A 16,827-nucleotide genomic window follows, 5' to 3' on the forward strand; every position below is an offset into this window, starting at 1 on the left:
GCCGGATGACAGCCTCGCACCACACCATCGCGGGCACGGTACTCACGATGCCGGTGAAGATCCGCCAGGCAAATCAGCACATGGCGATGTTCTCGGTCGACGCCGATGCCGCGCAGCGGATGATCGACTACAGCGGGCTGCGGGTCTGCCGCTACCTTCCCGGCCGCGCGATCGTCGTCCTGATGCTGATGCACTACCTCGACGGCGACCTGGGCCGGTATCACGAGTTCGGCACCAGCGTGATGGTCAACCCACCCGGATCGACGGCAAGCGGACCCCGCGCCCTCCAGTCGGCCGGCGCCTTCATCCACCACCTTCCCGTCGACCAGGCGTTCACCCTGGAAGCGGGGACCAAGATCTGGGGCTACCCGAAGGTGATGGGTGACTTCACCGTTCGAGAGGGTCCTCAGTTCGGTTTCGATCTCAGCATCGACGGTCAATCGGTGATCGGCATGGATTTCCGTCGCGGGCTGCCGTTCCGGCTGACCCCGCGCCGGCAATCCCAGCGCACCTACTCCCACCGCGACGGAATCACCCGCGAAACCGCCTTCGAACACACCCTGGACGGAGTGCGCACTCGGTTCGGCGGCGTGAGCGTCCGACTCGGTGATCATCCGTACTCGAAAGAGCTTGCGGCGCTCGGCCTTCCAAAGCGTGCCCTGATGTCCAGCTCTGTCGACCACGTCCAAATGTCCTTCGGTGATGCCCAGGAGATCTCATGACCGCCAGCGAGTTGAAGACCAAACCCGACGTCGACCTCACCGACGGCACCTTCTACGCCGGTGACTCCCGGCCCGTCTACAAGTGGATGCGCGAGAACGAGCCGGTCTTCCGGGATCGCAACGGATTAGCCGCGGCCTCGACGTATCAGGCGGTGATCGACGCCGAGCGCAACCCCGAGCTGTTCTCCAACGCCGGCGGCATCCGCCCCGACCAGCCGGGGGTCGAGATGATGATCGAGATGGACGACCCGCAACACCTGTTGCGCCGCAAGCTCGTCAACTCCGGCTTCACCCGCAAGCGGGTGAAAGACCTGGAATCCAAGATCGTTTCGCTGTGCGACACGCTGATCGACGCGGTGTGTGAACGCGGCGAGTGTGACTTCGTCTGGGATCTGGCGGCGCCGCTGCCGATGGCCGTCATCGGTGACATGCTCGGCGTGCGGCCCGAAGAGCGCACGATGTTCCTCAAGTGGTCCGACGACCTGGTCGGCGCGTTGAGCAGCACCGCGGCCGAAGCGGACGTCCAGGTCACCATGGACGCCTTCGCGGCCTACAGCCAATACATGATGGGGATGATCGAGGCCCGCAAGTCCGAACCGACCGACGACCTGGTCAGCGTTCTGGTGCACGCTGAGGTGGAGGGCTCACGGCTCGAGGACCACCAGATCGTCACCGAGGTCCTGCTCTTGCTGATCGGCGGCGACGAGACCACCCGCCACACGCTGTCCGGCGGGACGCGCCAAGTTCTGCTGCACCCCGATCAGCACCGGCGCCTGGCGGCCGATCTGAGCCTGCTGCCCAACGCGATCGAAGAGATGCTCCGCTGGACCGCGCCCGTGAAGAACATGGCACGCACGATCACGGCCGACACCGAATTCCACGGCACCCAGCTGCACCAGGGCGAGAAGATGATCCTGCTGTTCGAGTCGGCCAACTTCGACGAGAAGGTGTTCGACGACCCGGAAACCTTCAACATCGAGCGCTACCCGAACAACCACCTGGCCTTCGGGTTCGGGACGCACTTCTGCCTCGGCAACCAGCTCGCCCGGCTGGAGCTGTCGATCATGCAGACGCGCCTGCTGCAACGGCTGCCCGACATGCGGCTGGCCTCCGACGCCGACCTGCCCCTGCGGCCGGCCAACTTTGTGTCCGGCCTGGAGAAGATGCCGGTGGCGTTCACGCCGAGCGCGCCGCTGGAGTAGGGCCGGGCAAGCCGCTTTCGGTGCTTCGGTTGCGCCGAGTGTGATCTGAGGGCGAGAAAATCGGCCGAAAGTCGCCATGAGTTCACATTCGGCGGGTCCAAGCGGCCGATACTCGGGCGACGATGCCGCCCGGCGTGTCTTCCGCGGTCACGCGGACGACCGTCCAACCCGCCTCTGTGAGGGACTCCGCGCGCCGAATGTCCTTATTGAACTGTCTTCGGTCAGATCTATGGTGGTCGCCTTCGTATTCGACGGCCAGTTTGACGTCTTCCCAACCCATGTCGAGGACCGCGACGAGCTCGCCGTATTCGCCGTAGACCGGAATCTGGGTACGTGGCCGCGGATAACCGGCCTCGATGAGCAGCAGCCGCAGCCACGTCTCACGCGGGGATTCCGCGCCCGCGTCGACGAGTGCCAGCGTGCGCCGGGCCCGCCGGATGTTGCGATGACCTTTGTAGCGTTCCGCGAGTCGTTGGACCTGCTCGACATTCAGCCTGGTTGCCCGGGCCAGCGCATCGATGGCTGCGACTGCCTTTCCTGTCGGATTCCGGCAGGCAAGGTCGAAAGCGGTGCGTGCCGAGGTGGTTGCCGGTATTCCGCCGATCAACTGGATTTCGTCGGGGGAGACCCTCTCCGACCAGGTGCAGATTCCGGCCGGTGGACGACGGTGTTCGTACACCAACTGAGCCGGGCCGCGATTATCGACCCACTTGGCGTCGTGCAATGCCGCAGCGGACTGTCCCGCGACCACGCCGCGCCGCCGTGACCACAACCATGCGGCGTGGGCGCGCGTGACGGCGGTGAGATCGGTGTCGCGTTGGACGTAGACGTCCGGATGCAGCGCGACGAATCGGCTGCGCAACCGGTATCGCGTCAGTGCGCCCGATGCCAGCGCCTCGCTGCCGATGAATGGTTCCCGCATGCCGGCAGTGTGGCGCGGGGGACTGACAAGCGCCGAACGTGACGTCACGGCGAAAAATCGGTCGAAAAGTGGCCCTCAGTTCACGCTCGGCGCAGAGAAGAGGGCTACTTGTTCTGGAAGTTGGGCTTGCGCTTCTCGGCGAACGCCCGCGGCCCTTCCTTGGCGTCGTCCGACAGGAAGACCTTGATGCCGATCTGGGTGTCGATCTTGAACGCCTCGTTCTCGTGCATGCCCTCGGTCTCGCGGATCGCCCGCAGGATGGCCTGCACGGCTAGAGGCCCGTTATTGGCGATCACCTCTGCGATCTCGAGCGCCTTGGACAGCGCCTGCCCGTCGGGCACCACATGCCCGATCAGCCCCATCTCCTTGGCCTCGGCGGCGGTGATGTGCCGGCCGGTCAGCAGGAGATCGCAGGCGACCGTGTAGGGGATCTGCCGCACCAGCCGCACGGCCGACCCGCCCATCGGGTACAGGCTCCACTTGGCCTCCGAGATGCCGAACTTGGCGCTTTCGCCTGCGACGCGGATGTCGGTGCCCTGCAGGATCTCGGTGCCGCCCGCGATCGCGGGCCCCTCGACGGCCGCGATGAGCGGCTTGGTCAGCCGGCGGCCCTTGAGTAAAGCGTCGATTCGCGACGGGTCGTAGCTGCCGTCCTTGAACGACTCACCCGGCGGCTTCTTGGTTGCCGCTTTGAGGTCCATACCGGCGCAGAAGTACCCTCCGGCCCCGGTCAGGATGCAGCAGCGGATGTCCGGATCGTTGTCGACGCGGTCCCAGGCCTGCACCATGATTTCCATCATTTCGGTGCTCAGGGCATTGCGGGCGTGCGGCCGGTTCAACGTGACGATGAGGGTGTGACCCCGCTGTTCCACCAGCGCGTCTGCTTCGGAGGGGCCGGACTGCTCGTTTGCTGGGGCCGGTGCCACGGCTACCGCCTTTCCGTCGACGAGGGGCATGAGCTTGTCAAGAAATGTAACACGTTCTAATTTGGTGGCCGTGGCCCTGAATATTGCCGATCTCGCAGAGCACGCCATCGACGCTGTGCCGGACCGTGTCGCCCTGATCTGCGGCGACGAGAAGCTGACCTACGCCCAGCTGGAGGAGAAGGCCAACCGCCTGGCCCACTACCTGATCGACCAGGGGGTGAAAAAGGACGACAAGGTCGGGCTGTACTGCCGCAATCGCATCGAGATCGTCATCGCAATGCTCGGCATCGTCAAGGCGGGCGCCATTCTGGTGAACGTCAACTACCGCTACGTCGAGGGCGAGCTCCGCTACCTGTTCGACAACTCCGACATGGTCGCCCTGGTCCATGAGCGCCAGTACTCCGACCGGGTGGCCAACGTGCTGCCGGACACCCCCAACGTCAAAACCATCCTGGTCATCGAGGACGGCTCCGACAACGACTACCAGCGCTACGGCGGTGTGGAGTTCTACGAGGCGATCGCTCAGGGCTCGCCCGAGCGCGACTTCGGTGACCGCAGCGAGGACGACATCTACCTGCTCTACACGGGCGGCACCACCGGCTTCCCCAAGGGCGTGATGTGGCGCCACGAGGACATCTACCGGGTGCTCTTCGGCGGAACCGACTTCGCCACAGGGCAATTCGTCGAGGACGAGTACGACCTGGCCAAGGCCGCAGCCGCCAACCCACCCATGGTCCGGTACCCGATCCCGCCGATGATCCACGGCGCCACCCAGTCGGCCACCTGGATGTCGATCTTCTCGGGCCAAACCACCGTGCTCGCACCGGAGTTCAACGCCGAAGACGTATGGCGCACCATCCACGAGCACAAGGTGAACCTGCTGTTCTTCACCGGCGACGCGATGGCGCGACCGCTGCTCGACGCGCTCGACACCGACCACGACTACGACCTGTCGTCGCTGTTCCTACTCGCCAGCACGGCCGCGCTGTTCTCGCCGAGCATCAAGGAGAAGCTCCTCGAGCTGCTGCCCAACCGGGTCATCACCGACTCCATCGGCTCCTCGGAGACCGGATTCGGCGGCACCAGCATCGTTGCGAAGGACGCGCCGCACGCCGGCGGCCCGCGCGTGACCATCGACCACCGCACCGTCGTGCTCGACGAAGAGGGCAACGAGGTCACGCCCGGCTCCGGCGTGCGCGGCTTCATCGCCAAGAAGGGCAACATCCCGGTCGGCTATTACAAGGACGAGAAGAAGACCGCCGAGACGTTCAAGACCATCAACGGGGTGCGCTACGCGATTCCCGGCGACTGGGCGCTCGTCGAGGAGGACGGCACCGTGACGATGCTGGGCCGCGGCTCGGTGTCGATCAACAGCGGCGGTGAGAAGATCTACCCCGAGGAGGTCGAGGCGGCGCTCAAGGGCCACCCCGACGTCTTCGACGCCCTGGTGGTCGGCGTGCCCGACCCCCGCTACGGGCAACACGTCGCCGCCGTCGTCGCGCCCCGGCCCGGGGCGCGCCCGACGCTCGCGGAACTCGACCGCTTCGTGCGTTCCGAGATCGCGGGATACAAAGTGCCGCGCAGCCTTTGGCTGGTCGACGAGGTGAAGCGCTCGCCGGCCGGTAAGCCCGACTACCGCTGGGCCAAGGAGCAGACGGAGGCCCGTCCGGCCGACGACGTGCACGCCGCCCACGCGACCGCTTGAGCGACTTCGTCAAGCAACACCCGGCCGCGCCGAGCAATTACTTCGCGTGGGAGGCCGCCGGATTGCGGTGGCTGGCCGGCGTCGACGGGGGCGTGCCCTGCGCGCACGTTATCGCCGTCGACGCGACGAGCCTGACCCTGCGGCGGCTTGATTCGGTGACACCGACGCCCGAGGCGGCGCTCGCGTTCGGCGGCCGGCTCGCGGTGACGCACGAGGCCGGTGCCCCCGACTTCGGTGCCGGGCCCGACGGGTGGGACGGACCCGGGTTCTTCGGGCCGCTGTCCCAGCCGCTGCCGATGTTGTTGCGGCGGCACCGCCGCTGGGGCGACTTCTACGCCGAGGAGCGGCTGATCCCCATGGCCGAGCTGGCCGCGGCGCGGCTCGACGCCTCCACCCGCGGCGCGATCGATTCCGTCGTAGCGCGTTGCCGCGCGGGCGACTTCGACGACGACGACCGGCCCGCCCCGTTGCACGGCGATCTGTGGGGCGGCAACGTGATGTGGACGCCCGACGGGGTGGTGCTGATCGACCCGGCCGCGCACGCCGGTCACCGCGAGAGCGACCTGGCGATGCTCGCGCTGTTCGGCTGCCCGCTCTACGAGGCGGTCCTGGACGGTTACCAGCGGGTGCGACCGCTGAAGAAGGGGTGGCGCAACCGCATGGGGCTGCACCAGCTCTTCCCCCTGCTGGCGCACGTCGTGCTGTTCGGCGGCGGGTACGCCCAGCGGACGCACGCCTGCGCCCGCGCCGCACTGGCCCTCTGACATCGCGTCTACTCTTGATCGCGATGACGGTCGACGTGTGGATGCAGCACCCGACTGCGCGGTTCCTGCGCAGCGACATGCTGGCATCGCTGCGGCGCTGGACAGGTGACTCCATTCCGGACGCCGACGTCCCGATCGAGGCGAGCATCGCGACGATGGACGCGGCCGACGTACGCTTCGGCCTGCTCAGCGCGTGGCGCGGTCCCGGTGGCCAGGACCTGATCTCCAACGACGAGGTTGCCGAGTGGATCAGCCTGCATCCGAAGCGGTTTGGCGGGCTGGCCACGGTCGACCTCGATCGTCCGATGGAAGCGGTTCGCGAACTGCGGCGCCGCGTTCGAGAGGGATTCCTGGGCCTGCGGGTGGTGCCGTGGTTGTGGAACGCGCCGCCGACCGATCGTCGCTACTATCCGCTGTTCGCCGAATGCGTGGAGCTGGGCGTGCCGTTCTGCACGCAGGTGGGACACACCGGGCCGCTGCGCCCGTCGGAGACCGGCCGCCCGATTCCCTACATCGACCAGGTCGCCCTCGACTTTCCCGAGTTGGTGATCGTGTGTGGCCACGTCGGTTATCCGTGGACCGAGGAGATGGTCGCCGTCGCCCGCAAGCACCCCAACGTCTACATCGACACGTCGGCCTACACGATCAAGCGACTTCCCGACGAGCTGGTCCGGTTCATGAAAACCGGCACCGGACAACGAAAAGTGTTGTTCGGCACCAACTATCCGATGGTGACCCACGCGCACGCCCTGGCTGGGTTGGCGGACCTCGGCCTGACCGACGAGGGTCGCCGAGACTTCTTGCACCGCAACGCCGAGGGCGTTTTCAAACTGGAGGCAATCACGTGAACGGTGCCCAGGCTCTGATCAACACCCTGGTCGACAGTGGCGTCGACGTGTGCTTCGCCAACCCGGGCACCTCGGAGATGCACTTCGTGGCCGCCCTGGACACCGTCCCGCGGATGCGCGGCGTGCTGGCGCTGTTCGAGGGTGTGGCGACCGGCGCGGCCGACGGGTACGCCCGCATCGCCGGGCGGCCGGCCGCGGTGCTGCTGCACCTGGGACCCGGTCTGGGCAACGGCCTGGCGAACCTACACAACGCCCGGCGCGCCCAGGTGCCGATGGTGGTGGTGGTCGGCGACCACGCCACGTATCACAAGAAGTACGACGCCCCACTGGAATCGGACATCGACGCGCTGGCCGGCACGGTATCGGGGTGGGTGCGCCGCACGGAACACACCGCGGACGTCGCGTCGGACGCCGCCGAGGCGATCGCCGCCAGCCGTTCCGGCCCGCGCATCTCGACGCTGATCCTGCCCGCCGACGTGTCCTGGTCGGACGGTGCGCAATCCGCGGGTGCCGTGGCCGCGGAACCACCGGGGGCCGAACCGCGGTTGGCGTTCGAGGTGGCCGAGGTGCTGCGGTCGGGGGACCCGACGGTGCTCATGATCGGCGGCGACGCCACCCGCGGTCCCGGACTTGCCGCCGCGGTTCGGATCGCTCAGGCGACCGGGGCCCGGCTGCTCTGCGAAACGTTCCCGACGCGGCTGGAGCGCGGCGCGGGTGTGCCCGCCGTCGAGCGGCTGGCGTATTTCGCCGAGGCCGCCACCGCCCAGCTGGACGGTGCCAAGCATCTGGTGCTGGCGGGGGCCAGGTCGCCGGTGTCCTTCTTCGCCTACCCGGGCATGCCCAGCGACCTGGTCCCGGCCGGCTGCGAGGTGCATCTGCTCGCCGGGCACAGCGGTGCCGCCGCGGCGCTGGCCGCGCTGGCCGACGAGGTGGCGCCCGGAACCGTTGCGCCGGTGGCGGATGCCGCGCGGCCGCAGCTGCCGACGGGCGCGCTGACGTCCGCGTCGGCGGCCGACGTGATCGGGGCGCTGCTGCCGGAAAGGGCGATCGTGGTCGACGAGTCGAACACCTCCGGTGTCCTGCTCGCCCAGGCCACGGCGGGGGCACCGGCCCACGACTGGCTGACCCTGACCGGCGGGGCGATCGGGTACGGCATCCCGGCCGCGGTGGGTGCCGCGGTGGCCGCCCCCGACCGCCCGGTGCTCTGCCTGGAATCCGACGGGTCGGCGATGTACACGATCTCGGGATTGTGGACTCAGGCGCGGGAGAACCTCAACGTGACCACCGTGCTTTACGACAACAGCGCCTACGACATCCTGCGGATCGAGTTGGCGCGCGTGGGCGCCGGATCGGCTCCCGGGCCCAAGGCCCTGGACCTACTCGACTTGTCCCGTCCCGCCATGGATTTCGTCAAGATCAGCGAGGGCATGGGAGTGCCGGCGCGCCGGGTCAGCACCGCCGAGGAACTCGGCGACGCGCTGCGTCACGCCTTGAGCCAACCCGGGCCGCACCTGATCGACGCCGTGGTGCCGTCAATAACGGGCTAGGCCGGGAAGCCGGCTGAGGACCCATTCCGACATCGCGTTGAGGACGTCGACGCCCGTCTCCAACACGCCGTCGTGCACCTTGGCCGCCAGGGCCACGCCCCAGTGTCCCGACGGCGTGGGCACGATCCCGAATTGACGCACCAGGTAGTCGCCGTGCGTCCCGGGGCCCCAACCGCCCTTGGCCGCAAACCCTTTGGCGGCCAGCCCCCAGCGATGGCCGCTGGTGAGCTGCTGCATCAGGTCGACGACGTCGGCGGAACCGGGGATAGCGGGCAGCTCGGCGGCGAACCGGGCCTGCCGCTGCAGAGTCCACTGCGTCTGGCCGAACGCGGTATACCCGCGCCGAAGCCGGCGCGATTCGACCACGGTGGCGGTGTCGCCGCCCTCGGCGATCACCCCCTGCACCCGCCGTGCCGCTTCCGCCGGATCGCCCAGGTGTGACCACAGTTGCTCGGAAGCGCGGTTGTCGGATTCCGTGATGGCTTTGACGGCGAGGTCCTTGGCGCGCAGCCAATCACTGCGCAGCGCCGCGATCGCCAACGGCACCTTGATGGTCGACCATGCGACGCCGGACCACCAGCGGCCGAGTGAGTAGGTGCGATCCGGTCGGGCGATCGCGACGCCGACGTCCGCCGGCACCGCGGCGGACAGCTGGTCGAAGCTCGCTTCGAGCGCGGTCTCCAGGGGCCGGGAAGTCATGCGCTGACCGGACCCACCATCGCGTCTCCTTCGGTCCCGACGTGTCTGTGCCGTGTCGCATTATCGTCGACGGTCTTAACGCGCGGTGCGACGAGGGTGACGGCGCGTCGCTTAGCCGGGCGGCGGCAGCGGCGGCAGCGGCGGTGCCTCCGGCGGGGGAGGCTCCCAGGTGTCACGTTCCGGCGTCTGCGGCGCGTACACCAGTGGGGGGGGCTCTTCTTCACCTCTCCCGGCCCCCGCGACGGGGTCCTATCCCGTACGGCGGCCTTCGCTTGGAAAAAAAAAAACGACACACATCCTCACCAGTGGGTGGCGGCGGTGGCGCCGGCTCCCCTGCGGCGCCGCCGGCGCCCGAGCCGAGCGCCGCGGCACCGAGGGAGGCAAGCAGGGTCCACCCCGCGATCAGCTTTCGTATTCTAGGCACGCGTTGACGCTCCCCTTCCCGTTTGCGGCTGGATCCGCACCACGGGATCGTCGCAGTCCGCGCCCTGCGCCGCCAACTGACGCTTGAGCACCTTGAACGTCACCGTACGCGGAAGTTGCGCGCTGACCCGCACGTATGACGGCCACTCCTTGGGCCCGAGGTCGCGCTGCTCGCCGAGGAAGGCGCGGAACTTCTCGGCATCGAACTCCGCCCCGGGCGCCATGACCACGGCGGCCATCACCTGGTCGCCGACCACCGGGTCCGGCACCGCGTACACGGCCACCTCCGTCACGTCGGGATAGCGCAAGAGCACCCGCTCGATCGGTGCGGCGCCCAGGTTTTCGCCGTCGACGCGCATCCAATCACCCAGCCGTCCTGCGAAATACGCGTAGCCGGCGTCGTCTCGGTAGGCGAGGTCGCCGGTGTGGTACACGCCGCCCGCCATCCGCTCGGCCTCGGCGGCCTCGTCGTTGTAGTAACCCTCGAAACGGCCCGGACCGGCGGTGTTCACCAGCTCGCCCACCACGCCCGGTGCGCAGGGTTCGCCCGTGTCGGGGTCGACGATCTCGACGCCCTCGGGCAACGGGCCCAGCGCGCCGTCCGGGGTGTCGGGGGTGCGGGCGATCGCCACCCCGCCCTCGGTGGAACCGAACCCGTCCTGCACCACGCAGCCGAACCGGCGGGCGAAGCGTTCGACATCGCGGGGCACGCCCTCGTTGCCGTACACCGCCCGCAGCGGGTTGTCCGCATCGTCGGGCCGCTCGGGCGTGGCCAGCACATAGGACAGGGGCTTGCCGACGTAGTTGGCGTAGGTGGCGCCGAATCGGCGGACATCCGGCAGGAAGTTGGAGGCGGAGAACTTGCGCCGCAACGCCAGTGAGCCCCGGCAGGCCGCAGCCACGGCCCAGCCGACCAGCACCGCGTTGGAATGGAACAGCGGCATCGACACATAGCAGACGTCGTCGGGCCCGAGGTCGAAACGCTGCGTCATCGTCACCCCCGCGATGGCGACCTTGCCGTGACTGCACTTCACCGCCTTCGGCTCACCGCTGGTCCCCGAGGTGAAGATGAGCATGAAAAGATCTGTGGCCGTGGCGGATTGAAAACGCGGCTCGGCATCCCGATGCGCGGCCACGTCATCCGCCCACTCGGCGGAATCGACGTTCACGTGGGCGATGTCGCCGAGCGCGGCGGCCGAATTGGAGTCGGCCAGCACCACTTGGCAATCGGCGTGGGCGATGTCGCGGGCCAGCGCGTCGCCACGGCGCACCGGGTTGAGTCCCACCGGCACGATCCCGGACATGCCGGCCGCCGCCAGCATTGCCGAGAAGAACGGGGTGTTCTCCAGCAACACCCCGACGTGCGACGGCTTCGCCGGGTCCAGGCGATCACGCAGCGCCGCGGCGATCGCGGCACCGTGGCGCAGGTGATCGCGCCAGCCGGTGTACGAGTCCTCGAAGTAGACGCCCCGGTCGTCGATCTCGGCTAGCGGTACCAGCAGTTTGGTGACCGTCGGATCCGCAGGCAGGTTCAACGCCGCGCCTAGGCGGGGGTTTCGGCCAACTCGCGGCCGATGCGGCGCAGCTGACCGGTGGCGCCGCCCAACGCGAACTCGGCCTCTTTGGCGGCCAGGAAATAGCGGTGCACGGGGTGATCGGTGTCGACGCCGACGCCGCCGTGCACGTGCACGATGGTGTGCGCCACCCGGTGTCCGGCGTCGGCGGCCCAGAACGCGGCGCTGGCCACGTCGATGTCTGCGGGGACATCCTCGGAGACCTTCCAGGCCGCCTGGGTGAGCGTGAGGCGCAGGCCCTTGACGTCGATGTAGCCGTCGGCCAGCCGCTGTGACACCGCCTGGAAGCTGCCGATCGGGCGGTCAAACTGCTCACGCTCGCGGGCGTATTCGGCGGTGAGCTGCAATCCGCGGTCCAGCACTCCCAGCTGAAAAGCGCTGCGGCCCAATGCGGCAAGGGTGTCGAGCCAGACGACCACCTCGGCGCCGCCGACCATCCGGGCGCCGTCCACCTCCGCGCCGTCCAGCGTCAGGTGTCCGACGCTGCCCAGGCCGGTGGTCTCCAGCGGGCTCACCGAAACCCCGGGATCACCGGCGGCGACCAGGAAAACCGCGGTCCCGGAATCGGTCTCGGCCGGAACGAGGAACGCGTCGGCCACCGGTCCGAAGCCGACCTGGGTGCGGGTGCCGGTGAGCCGGTAGCCGTCACCGGCGCGGGTGGCCCGCACCGGCCCCTCACCCATCTCGCCCAGGAGAGCGACGGTGAGGATCTTCTCGCCGCTGACCGCCGGGGAACCCCAATCCCGTTGCAGCTCTTCGGTGCCGAACCGCGCCAACGCCCCAGCGCCCAGCATCACCGATTCCAGGTACGGCACGGCCGCCAACTGGTGACCCAGCGCCACAAGGATGGCGACCTGCTCGAGCACCCCGAAGCCGTCGCCGCCCACCGAGGTGGCCGAGGCGCTGGTCAGGATCCCGGCGTCGACGAGTTTGCCCCACAGCGCGCGGTCGAACCGTTGGTCGAGCTTGTCGAGGTCACGTTGGTGCTCCGGCGTGCATACCGAGTTCACGATCGTGTCGACCAGTCCGCCGAGATCGGTGGCCGCTTCGGTTGTCGAAAAGTCCATCGGTGTTCGTCCTTTAGGGGAGGGGGGCTCAGCGGTTTCGGGGCAGTCCCAGCGCGACCATCCCGATGATGTCGCGCTGCACTTCGTTGGTGCCGCCGCCGAAGGTCAGGATCAGGCACGCGCGGTGCATCCGCTCGACCCGGCCGCGCAGCAGCGCCCCCGGCGAATTCTGGCGCATCGTGGCCGCGGTCCCCAGCACCTCCATCAGCAGCCGGTAAGCCTCGGTGGCCAACTCGGTGCCGTACACCTTGGCCGCCGACGCGTCCGCCGGGTTGAGCGATTCGCCGTCCGACGACGCCAACTCCCAGTTGATCAGCTTCAGCACCTCGGCCTTGGCGTGCACCCGGGCCAGGTTGATCTGCACCCACTCCGAGTCGATCAGCCGGGCGCCGCTGGAATCCTTGGTGTTCTGCGCCCACTCGCGAACCTCCTGCAGCGCGAGGAAGATCGGTTGCGCCGACACCAGGGCGACGCGCTCGTGGTTGAGTTGGTTGGTGACCAGCTTCCAGCCGCCGTTCTCCTCACCGATGAGGTTGGTCACCGGGACCCGCACGTCGGAGTAATAGGTGGCGCTGGTGTCCACACCGGCCATGGTGTGCACCGGTGTCCACGAGAAGCCTTCGGCGGTCGTCGGCACGGTCAGCATCGAGATGCCGCGGTGCTTCTTGGCCTCGGGGTTGGTGCGCACCGCGAGCCAGACCCAGTCGGCGTACGCGATCAGGCTGGTCCACATCTTCTGGCCGTTGATCACGTAGTCGTCGCCGTCGCGGACGGCGGTGGTGCGCAGGTTGGCGAGGTCCGTGCCGGCGCCCGGCTCCGAGTAGCCGATCGAGAAGTGCAGTTCGCCGGCGGCGATCTTGGGCAAAAAGAACTTCTTCTGTTCCTCGGTGCCGAACGCCATGATCGTCGGCGCCACGCTGTTGATGGTCAGGAACGGCACCGGCACGCCGGCGATCGCGGCCTCATCGGTGAAGATCAGCGAATCCATCGGGGAGCGGTCCTGGCCCCCGTACTCCTTGGGCCAGTTCAGCGTCAGCCAGCCATCCTTGCCCATCTGCGCGACGGTGTCGCGGTACGCGGTGCCGGTCCCGACCTCGCCGCCGCCCGAGGAGGTCAGCGCCTCGCGACGCTCCGGCGTCATGAGCTTGGTGAAGTACGACCGCAGCTCGCGACGCAGCTCCTCCTGTTCAGGGGTGTAACTGATGCGCATCCCAGCCGTCCTTTGTTAACGTGATTCGCCTCGATTGGCCGACGTTAGTCGGCCGACAACAACCCATTCGTCATCCCGGTTGTAACACGTTCTAGTCTGAGATTCCAGCGACCGTTTCCCCCGCGGTATCGGGGCCCTATGGTGGACCTACATACTGAGGAGGCGTGTCCTCAGATTGAAGCCAGGTGCAAGGAGGGTGCTGTGCGGGTGATCGTCGACCGTGACCGGTGTGAAGGTAACGCCGTGTGCATGGGAATCGCGCCGGATATCTTCGACTTGGACGACGAGGATTACGCCGTCGTGAAGCTGGACCCGATTCCCCCCGATCAGGAGGAGTTGGCCGAGCGGGCGATCGCCGAATGCCCGCGAGCCGCGCTGCAGCGGGGCGAGTGACCCGAGCCCGAATGCGCCACCAGAAACTAGAGGTATTCATAAATTGACTAGCAGCACGAACGCGACCGATCTCTCCGGAAAGGTCGCGGTGGTGACCGGTGCCGCCGCGGGGCTGGGACGTGCCGAGGCTCTCGGCCTGGCCCGGGCCGGGGCGACCGTCGTCGTCAACGACATCGCCACCGCGCTGGATGCCTCCGACGTCATCGACGAGATCAACTCGGCCGGCTCGAAGGCCGTCGCGGTCGCCGGCGACATCAGCGAACGCGCCACCGCCGACGAGTTGGTCGCGCAGGCCGACGGCCTGGGTGGGCTGGACATCGTGGTCAACAACGCGGGGATCACCCGCGACCGGATGCTGTTCAACATGTCCGACGAGGAATGGGATCTGGTCATCGCGGTGCACCTGCGCGGCCACTTCCTGCTGACCCGCAACGCGGCCACCTACTGGCGCTCGAAGGCTAAGGAAGCGGGGGGAACCGTCTTCGGGCGCCTGGTCAACACCGCGTCCGAGGCGGGGCTGGTCGGTCCCGTGGGGCAGGCCAACTACGGCGCCGCCAAGGCCGGGATCATCTCGCTCACCCTGACCGCCGCCCGGGCGCTCGGCCGCTACGGGGTGTGCGCCAACGCGATTTGTCCGCGCGCCCGGACCGCGATGACGGCCGACGTCTTCGGTGCCGCACCGGAGGTCGAGCCGGGCGGCGTCGACCCGCTGTCACCCGAGCACGTTGTCAGCCTGGTCAAGTTCCTGTCATCGCCGGCGGCTGCAGAAGTCAACGGGCAGGTGTTTATTGTTTACGGGCCGCGGGTGACACTGGTTTCGGCGCCGACCGCCGAGCACCAATTCAGCGCCGACGGGCCGGCCTGGGATCCCGCGCAACTGAGCGCGACGCTGCGTGAGTACTTTGCTGGGCGGGATCCGGAGCGGAACTTTTCCGCGGTCGGACTGATGGAGCAATAACCGTGTGAGGTTACTTCGTGGGGGGGAATCGACAGGTATAACCTGTTTCAGTTTGACACATGACAAGTGCGTCTGACCTGGCAAATTAACGGTTCAGATAAAGAAATACTGTTCATTGACACCGTTAACTTCTTCTGGGTTAATATGATCCGGCTCACATCGAGCCAGCTACGACCGCAAACGACGCAAAGGCCTGACATAGACTTCGCCGCGAGCAGCCGAGGGGGGTAATCGAGTTGATGCAACAACTTGCTGTTCCCGCCCGCGCCGTCGGCGGGTTCTTCGAAATGATGATCGACACGGGTCGTCAGAGTTTTCGCCGGCCGTTCCAGTTGAGCGAGTTCCTGGAACAGACGTGGATGATCGCGCGGGTGTCGCTGGTCCCGACCCTGCTGGTGTCGATCCCATTCACCGTGCTGGTGGCATTCACCCTCAATATCCTGCTGCGCGAAATCGGGGCCGCCGACTTGTCCGGCGCCGGAACGGCTTTCGGCACCATCACGCAGTTGGGTCCGGTGGTGACCGTGCTCGTCGTGGCCGGTGCCGGAGCCACGGCGATCTGCGCCGACCTCGGCGCGCGGACCATCCGCGAGGAGATCGACGCGATGCGGGTGCTCGGCATCGACCCGATCCACCGGCTGGTGGTTCCCCGCGTGTTGGCTTCCACCGTGGTCGCGCTCTTGCTCAACGGTTTGGTGTGCGCCATCGGCTTGTCCGGCGGCTACGTGTTCTCCGTCTTCTTGCAGGGCGTGAATCCGGGTGCGTTCATCAACGGGCTGACCGTCCTGACCGGGCTGCGCGAGCTGGTGCTCGCCGAGGTCAAGGCGCTGCTGTTCGGCGTCATGGCCGGGCTGGTCGGTTGCTATCGCGGGCTGACCGTCAAGGGCGGACCCAAGGGCGTCGGCAACGCGGTGAACGAAACCGTGGTCTACGCGTTCATCTGTCTGTTCGTCATCAACGTGGTGATGACTGCCATCGGCGTGCGAATCTCGGCGAAGTGAGTACTCGATGAGCTACGACGTCACCTACCGGCTGCGCAACCTCGCTTCCCGGTTGCAGGAGCCGGTCGATGACTTCGGCGAGCAGGCGCTGTTCTACGGGCAAACCGTCCGGTACGTCCCCAACGCGCTCACCCGCTACCGCAAGGAGACGGTCCGGCTGATCGCCGAGATGACGATGGGCGCGGGAGCGCTGGTCATGATCGGCGGCACCGTCGGTGTCGCCGCCTTCCTGACGCTGGCCTCCGGCGGGGTCATCGCCGTGCAGGGGTATTCGTCGCTGGGCAACATCGGCATCGAGGCGCTGACCGGCTTCCTGTCGGCGTTCCTCAACGTCCGGGTGGTCGCGCCGGTGATTGCGGGTATCGCGCTGGCCGCCACCATCGGTGCCGGCGCCACCGCGCAATTGGGCGCCATGCGGGTGTCCGAGGAGATCGACGCGGTCGAGTGCATGGCGGTGCACTCGGTGTCCTACCTGGTGTCGACCCGGCTGATCGCCGGGCTCATCGCGATCATCCCGTTGTATTCCCTGTCGGTGCTGGCCGCGTTCTTCGCCGCCCGCTTCACCACGGTGTACATCAACGGGCAGTCCAAGGGCCTCTACGACCACTACTTCAACACCTTCCTCATCCCCTCGGACCTGCTGTGGTCGTTCCTGCAGGCGATCGTCATGTCCATCGCGGTGATGCTCGTCCATACCTATTACGGCTACAACGCCAGCGGCGGGCCGGTCGGCGTCGGGATCGCGGTCGGTCAGGCCGTGCGGACCTCGCTGATCGTCGTCGTCGTCATCACATTGTTCATCTCACTCGCTGTCTACGGCGCGTCCGGTAACTTCAACCTCTCCGGGTAAGAGGACCGCTTAAAGG

The 16,827-nt window shown here is 67.6% G+C and carries 16 protein-coding genes; 10 read left to right on the top strand and 6 right to left on the bottom strand.

The window, feature by feature from the left end; all coding sequences use genetic code 11:
- Positions 1-5: 5 nt before the first annotated feature.
- Both C1737_RS22290 and C1737_RS22295 read left to right on the top strand, forming a co-directional pair.
- Positions 6-722 (top strand): acetoacetate decarboxylase family protein, encoded by a 717-nt coding sequence (locus tag C1737_RS22290; RefSeq protein WP_102419481.1) that lies wholly within the window; start codon positions 6-8, stop codon positions 720-722.
- Complete coding sequence (locus C1737_RS22295) at positions 719-1,924, top strand: cytochrome P450 (RefSeq protein ID WP_102419482.1); 1,206 nt, start codon at positions 719-721, stop codon at positions 1,922-1,924. Before C1737_RS22290 ends, C1737_RS22295 begins: the two co-directional genes overlap by 4 nt.
- 82 nt (positions 1,925-2,006) lie before the next feature.
- Here the strand turns inward: C1737_RS22295 and C1737_RS22300 are convergent, their stop codons facing one another.
- Both C1737_RS22300 and C1737_RS22305 read right to left on the bottom strand, forming a co-directional pair.
- Complete coding sequence (locus C1737_RS22300) at positions 2,007-2,846, bottom strand: DUF559 domain-containing protein (protein ID WP_102419483.1); 840 nt, start codon at positions 2,844-2,846, stop codon at positions 2,007-2,009.
- Between the two features lie 104 nt (positions 2,847-2,950).
- Positions 2,951-3,802, bottom strand: a complete 852-nt coding sequence (locus tag C1737_RS22305) for a crotonase/enoyl-CoA hydratase family protein (RefSeq protein WP_067922974.1) — start codon at positions 3,800-3,802, stop codon at positions 2,951-2,953.
- 34 nt (positions 3,803-3,836) lie between these two features.
- On the opposite strand from C1737_RS22305, the gene C1737_RS22310 reads away from it, so the two are divergent.
- Genes C1737_RS22310 through C1737_RS22325 form a run of 4 tightly spaced genes read left to right on the top strand, consistent with a single transcriptional unit; the run spans position 3,837 to position 8,636 of the window.
- The gene (locus C1737_RS22310) at positions 3,837-5,477 is read left to right on the top strand and encodes an acyl-CoA synthetase (protein WP_102419484.1); all 1,641 of its coding nucleotides are present in this window, start codon (positions 3,837-3,839) and stop codon (positions 5,475-5,477) included.
- Complete coding sequence (locus tag C1737_RS22315) at positions 5,474-6,241, top strand: fructosamine kinase family protein (protein ID WP_102419485.1); 768 nt, start codon at positions 5,474-5,476, stop codon at positions 6,239-6,241. The genes C1737_RS22310 and C1737_RS22315 overlap by 4 nt, the downstream gene beginning before the upstream one ends.
- 23 nt (positions 6,242-6,264) lie before the next feature.
- Positions 6,265-7,089, top strand: coding sequence for an amidohydrolase family protein (locus C1737_RS22320; protein ID WP_067922995.1), 825 nt, complete (start codon positions 6,265-6,267; stop codon positions 7,087-7,089).
- Complete coding sequence (locus C1737_RS22325; protein ID WP_102419486.1) at positions 7,086-8,636, top strand: acetolactate synthase large subunit; 1,551 nt, start codon at positions 7,086-7,088, stop codon at positions 8,634-8,636. Before C1737_RS22320 ends, C1737_RS22325 begins: the two co-directional genes overlap by 4 nt.
- Here C1737_RS22325 and C1737_RS22330 read toward each other — a convergent pair.
- From C1737_RS22330 to C1737_RS22350, 4 genes are all read right to left on the bottom strand, one after another.
- Positions 8,622-9,335 (bottom strand): serine hydrolase, encoded by a 714-nt coding sequence (locus C1737_RS22330; protein WP_067922963.1) that lies wholly within the window; start codon positions 9,333-9,335, stop codon positions 8,622-8,624. The genes C1737_RS22325 and C1737_RS22330 overlap by 15 nt on opposite strands.
- Positions 9,336-9,751: 416 nt before the next feature.
- The gene (gene fadD17 / locus C1737_RS22340) at positions 9,752-11,287 is read right to left on the bottom strand and encodes a long-chain-fatty-acid--CoA ligase FadD17 (RefSeq protein WP_102420077.1); all 1,536 of its coding nucleotides are present in this window, start codon (positions 11,285-11,287) and stop codon (positions 9,752-9,754) included.
- A gap of 14 nt (positions 11,288-11,301) precedes the next feature.
- A complete protein-coding gene (locus tag C1737_RS22345; RefSeq protein WP_067922956.1) occupies positions 11,302-12,399 on the bottom strand; it encodes an acyl-CoA dehydrogenase family protein in 1,098 nt (365 codons plus the stop codon).
- Positions 12,400-12,427: 28 nt separating this feature from the next.
- Positions 12,428-13,609, bottom strand: coding sequence for an acyl-CoA dehydrogenase (locus C1737_RS22350; protein WP_067760390.1), 1,182 nt, complete (start codon positions 13,607-13,609; stop codon positions 12,428-12,430).
- Between the two features lie 201 nt (positions 13,610-13,810).
- Between C1737_RS22350 and C1737_RS22355 the strand changes: the two genes are divergently transcribed.
- From C1737_RS22355 to C1737_RS22370, 4 genes are all read left to right on the top strand, one after another.
- The gene (locus tag C1737_RS22355; RefSeq protein ID WP_067922954.1) at positions 13,811-14,002 is read left to right on the top strand and encodes a ferredoxin; all 192 of its coding nucleotides are present in this window, start codon (positions 13,811-13,813) and stop codon (positions 14,000-14,002) included.
- 43 nt (positions 14,003-14,045) lie between these two features.
- Positions 14,046-14,960: a 3-oxoacyl-ACP reductase gene (locus tag C1737_RS22360; protein WP_067922952.1), complete on the top strand. Its 915-nt coding sequence runs from the start codon at positions 14,046-14,048 to the stop codon at positions 14,958-14,960.
- Between the two features lie 236 nt (positions 14,961-15,196).
- Positions 15,197-15,961, top strand: coding sequence for an ABC transporter permease (locus C1737_RS22365; protein WP_067922949.1), 765 nt, complete (start codon positions 15,197-15,199; stop codon positions 15,959-15,961).
- A gap of 7 nt (positions 15,962-15,968) precedes the next feature.
- Entirely contained in the window at positions 15,969-16,811 is an 843-nt protein-coding gene (locus tag C1737_RS22370) for an ABC transporter permease (protein ID WP_065442814.1), read from the top strand.
- The last annotated feature ends 16 nt before the right edge of the window (positions 16,812-16,827 follow it).

Source organism: Mycobacterium sp. 4858, from assembly GCF_900240975.1.
Classification (GTDB): domain Bacteria; phylum Actinomycetota; class Actinomycetes; order Mycobacteriales; family Mycobacteriaceae; genus Mycobacterium.

Coding starts and splice junctions, on each gene's coding strand:
- C1737_RS22290 (WP_102419481.1), top strand. CDS start 6: ATGACAGCCTCGCACCACACCATCGCGGGCACGGTACTCACGATGCCG.
- C1737_RS22295 (WP_102419482.1), top strand. CDS start 719: ATGACCGCCAGCGAGTTGAAGACCAAACCCGACGTCGACCTCACCGAC.
- C1737_RS22300 (WP_102419483.1), bottom strand. CDS start 2,846: ATGCGGGAACCATTCATCGGCAGCGAGGCGCTGGCATCGGGCGCACTG.
- C1737_RS22305 (WP_067922974.1), bottom strand. CDS start 3,802: ATGCCCCTCGTCGACGGAAAGGCGGTAGCCGTGGCACCGGCCCCAGCA.
- C1737_RS22320 (WP_067922995.1), top strand. CDS start 6,265: ATGACGGTCGACGTGTGGATGCAGCACCCGACTGCGCGGTTCCTGCGC.
- C1737_RS22330 (WP_067922963.1), bottom strand. CDS start 9,335: ATGACTTCCCGGCCCCTGGAGACCGCGCTCGAAGCGAGCTTCGACCAG.
- C1737_RS22345 (WP_067922956.1), bottom strand. CDS start 12,399: ATGGACTTTTCGACAACCGAAGCGGCCACCGATCTCGGCGGACTGGTC.
- C1737_RS22350 (WP_067760390.1), bottom strand. CDS start 13,609: ATGCGCATCAGTTACACCCCTGAACAGGAGGAGCTGCGTCGCGAGCTG.
- C1737_RS22370 (WP_065442814.1), top strand. CDS start 15,969: ATGAGCTACGACGTCACCTACCGGCTGCGCAACCTCGCTTCCCGGTTG.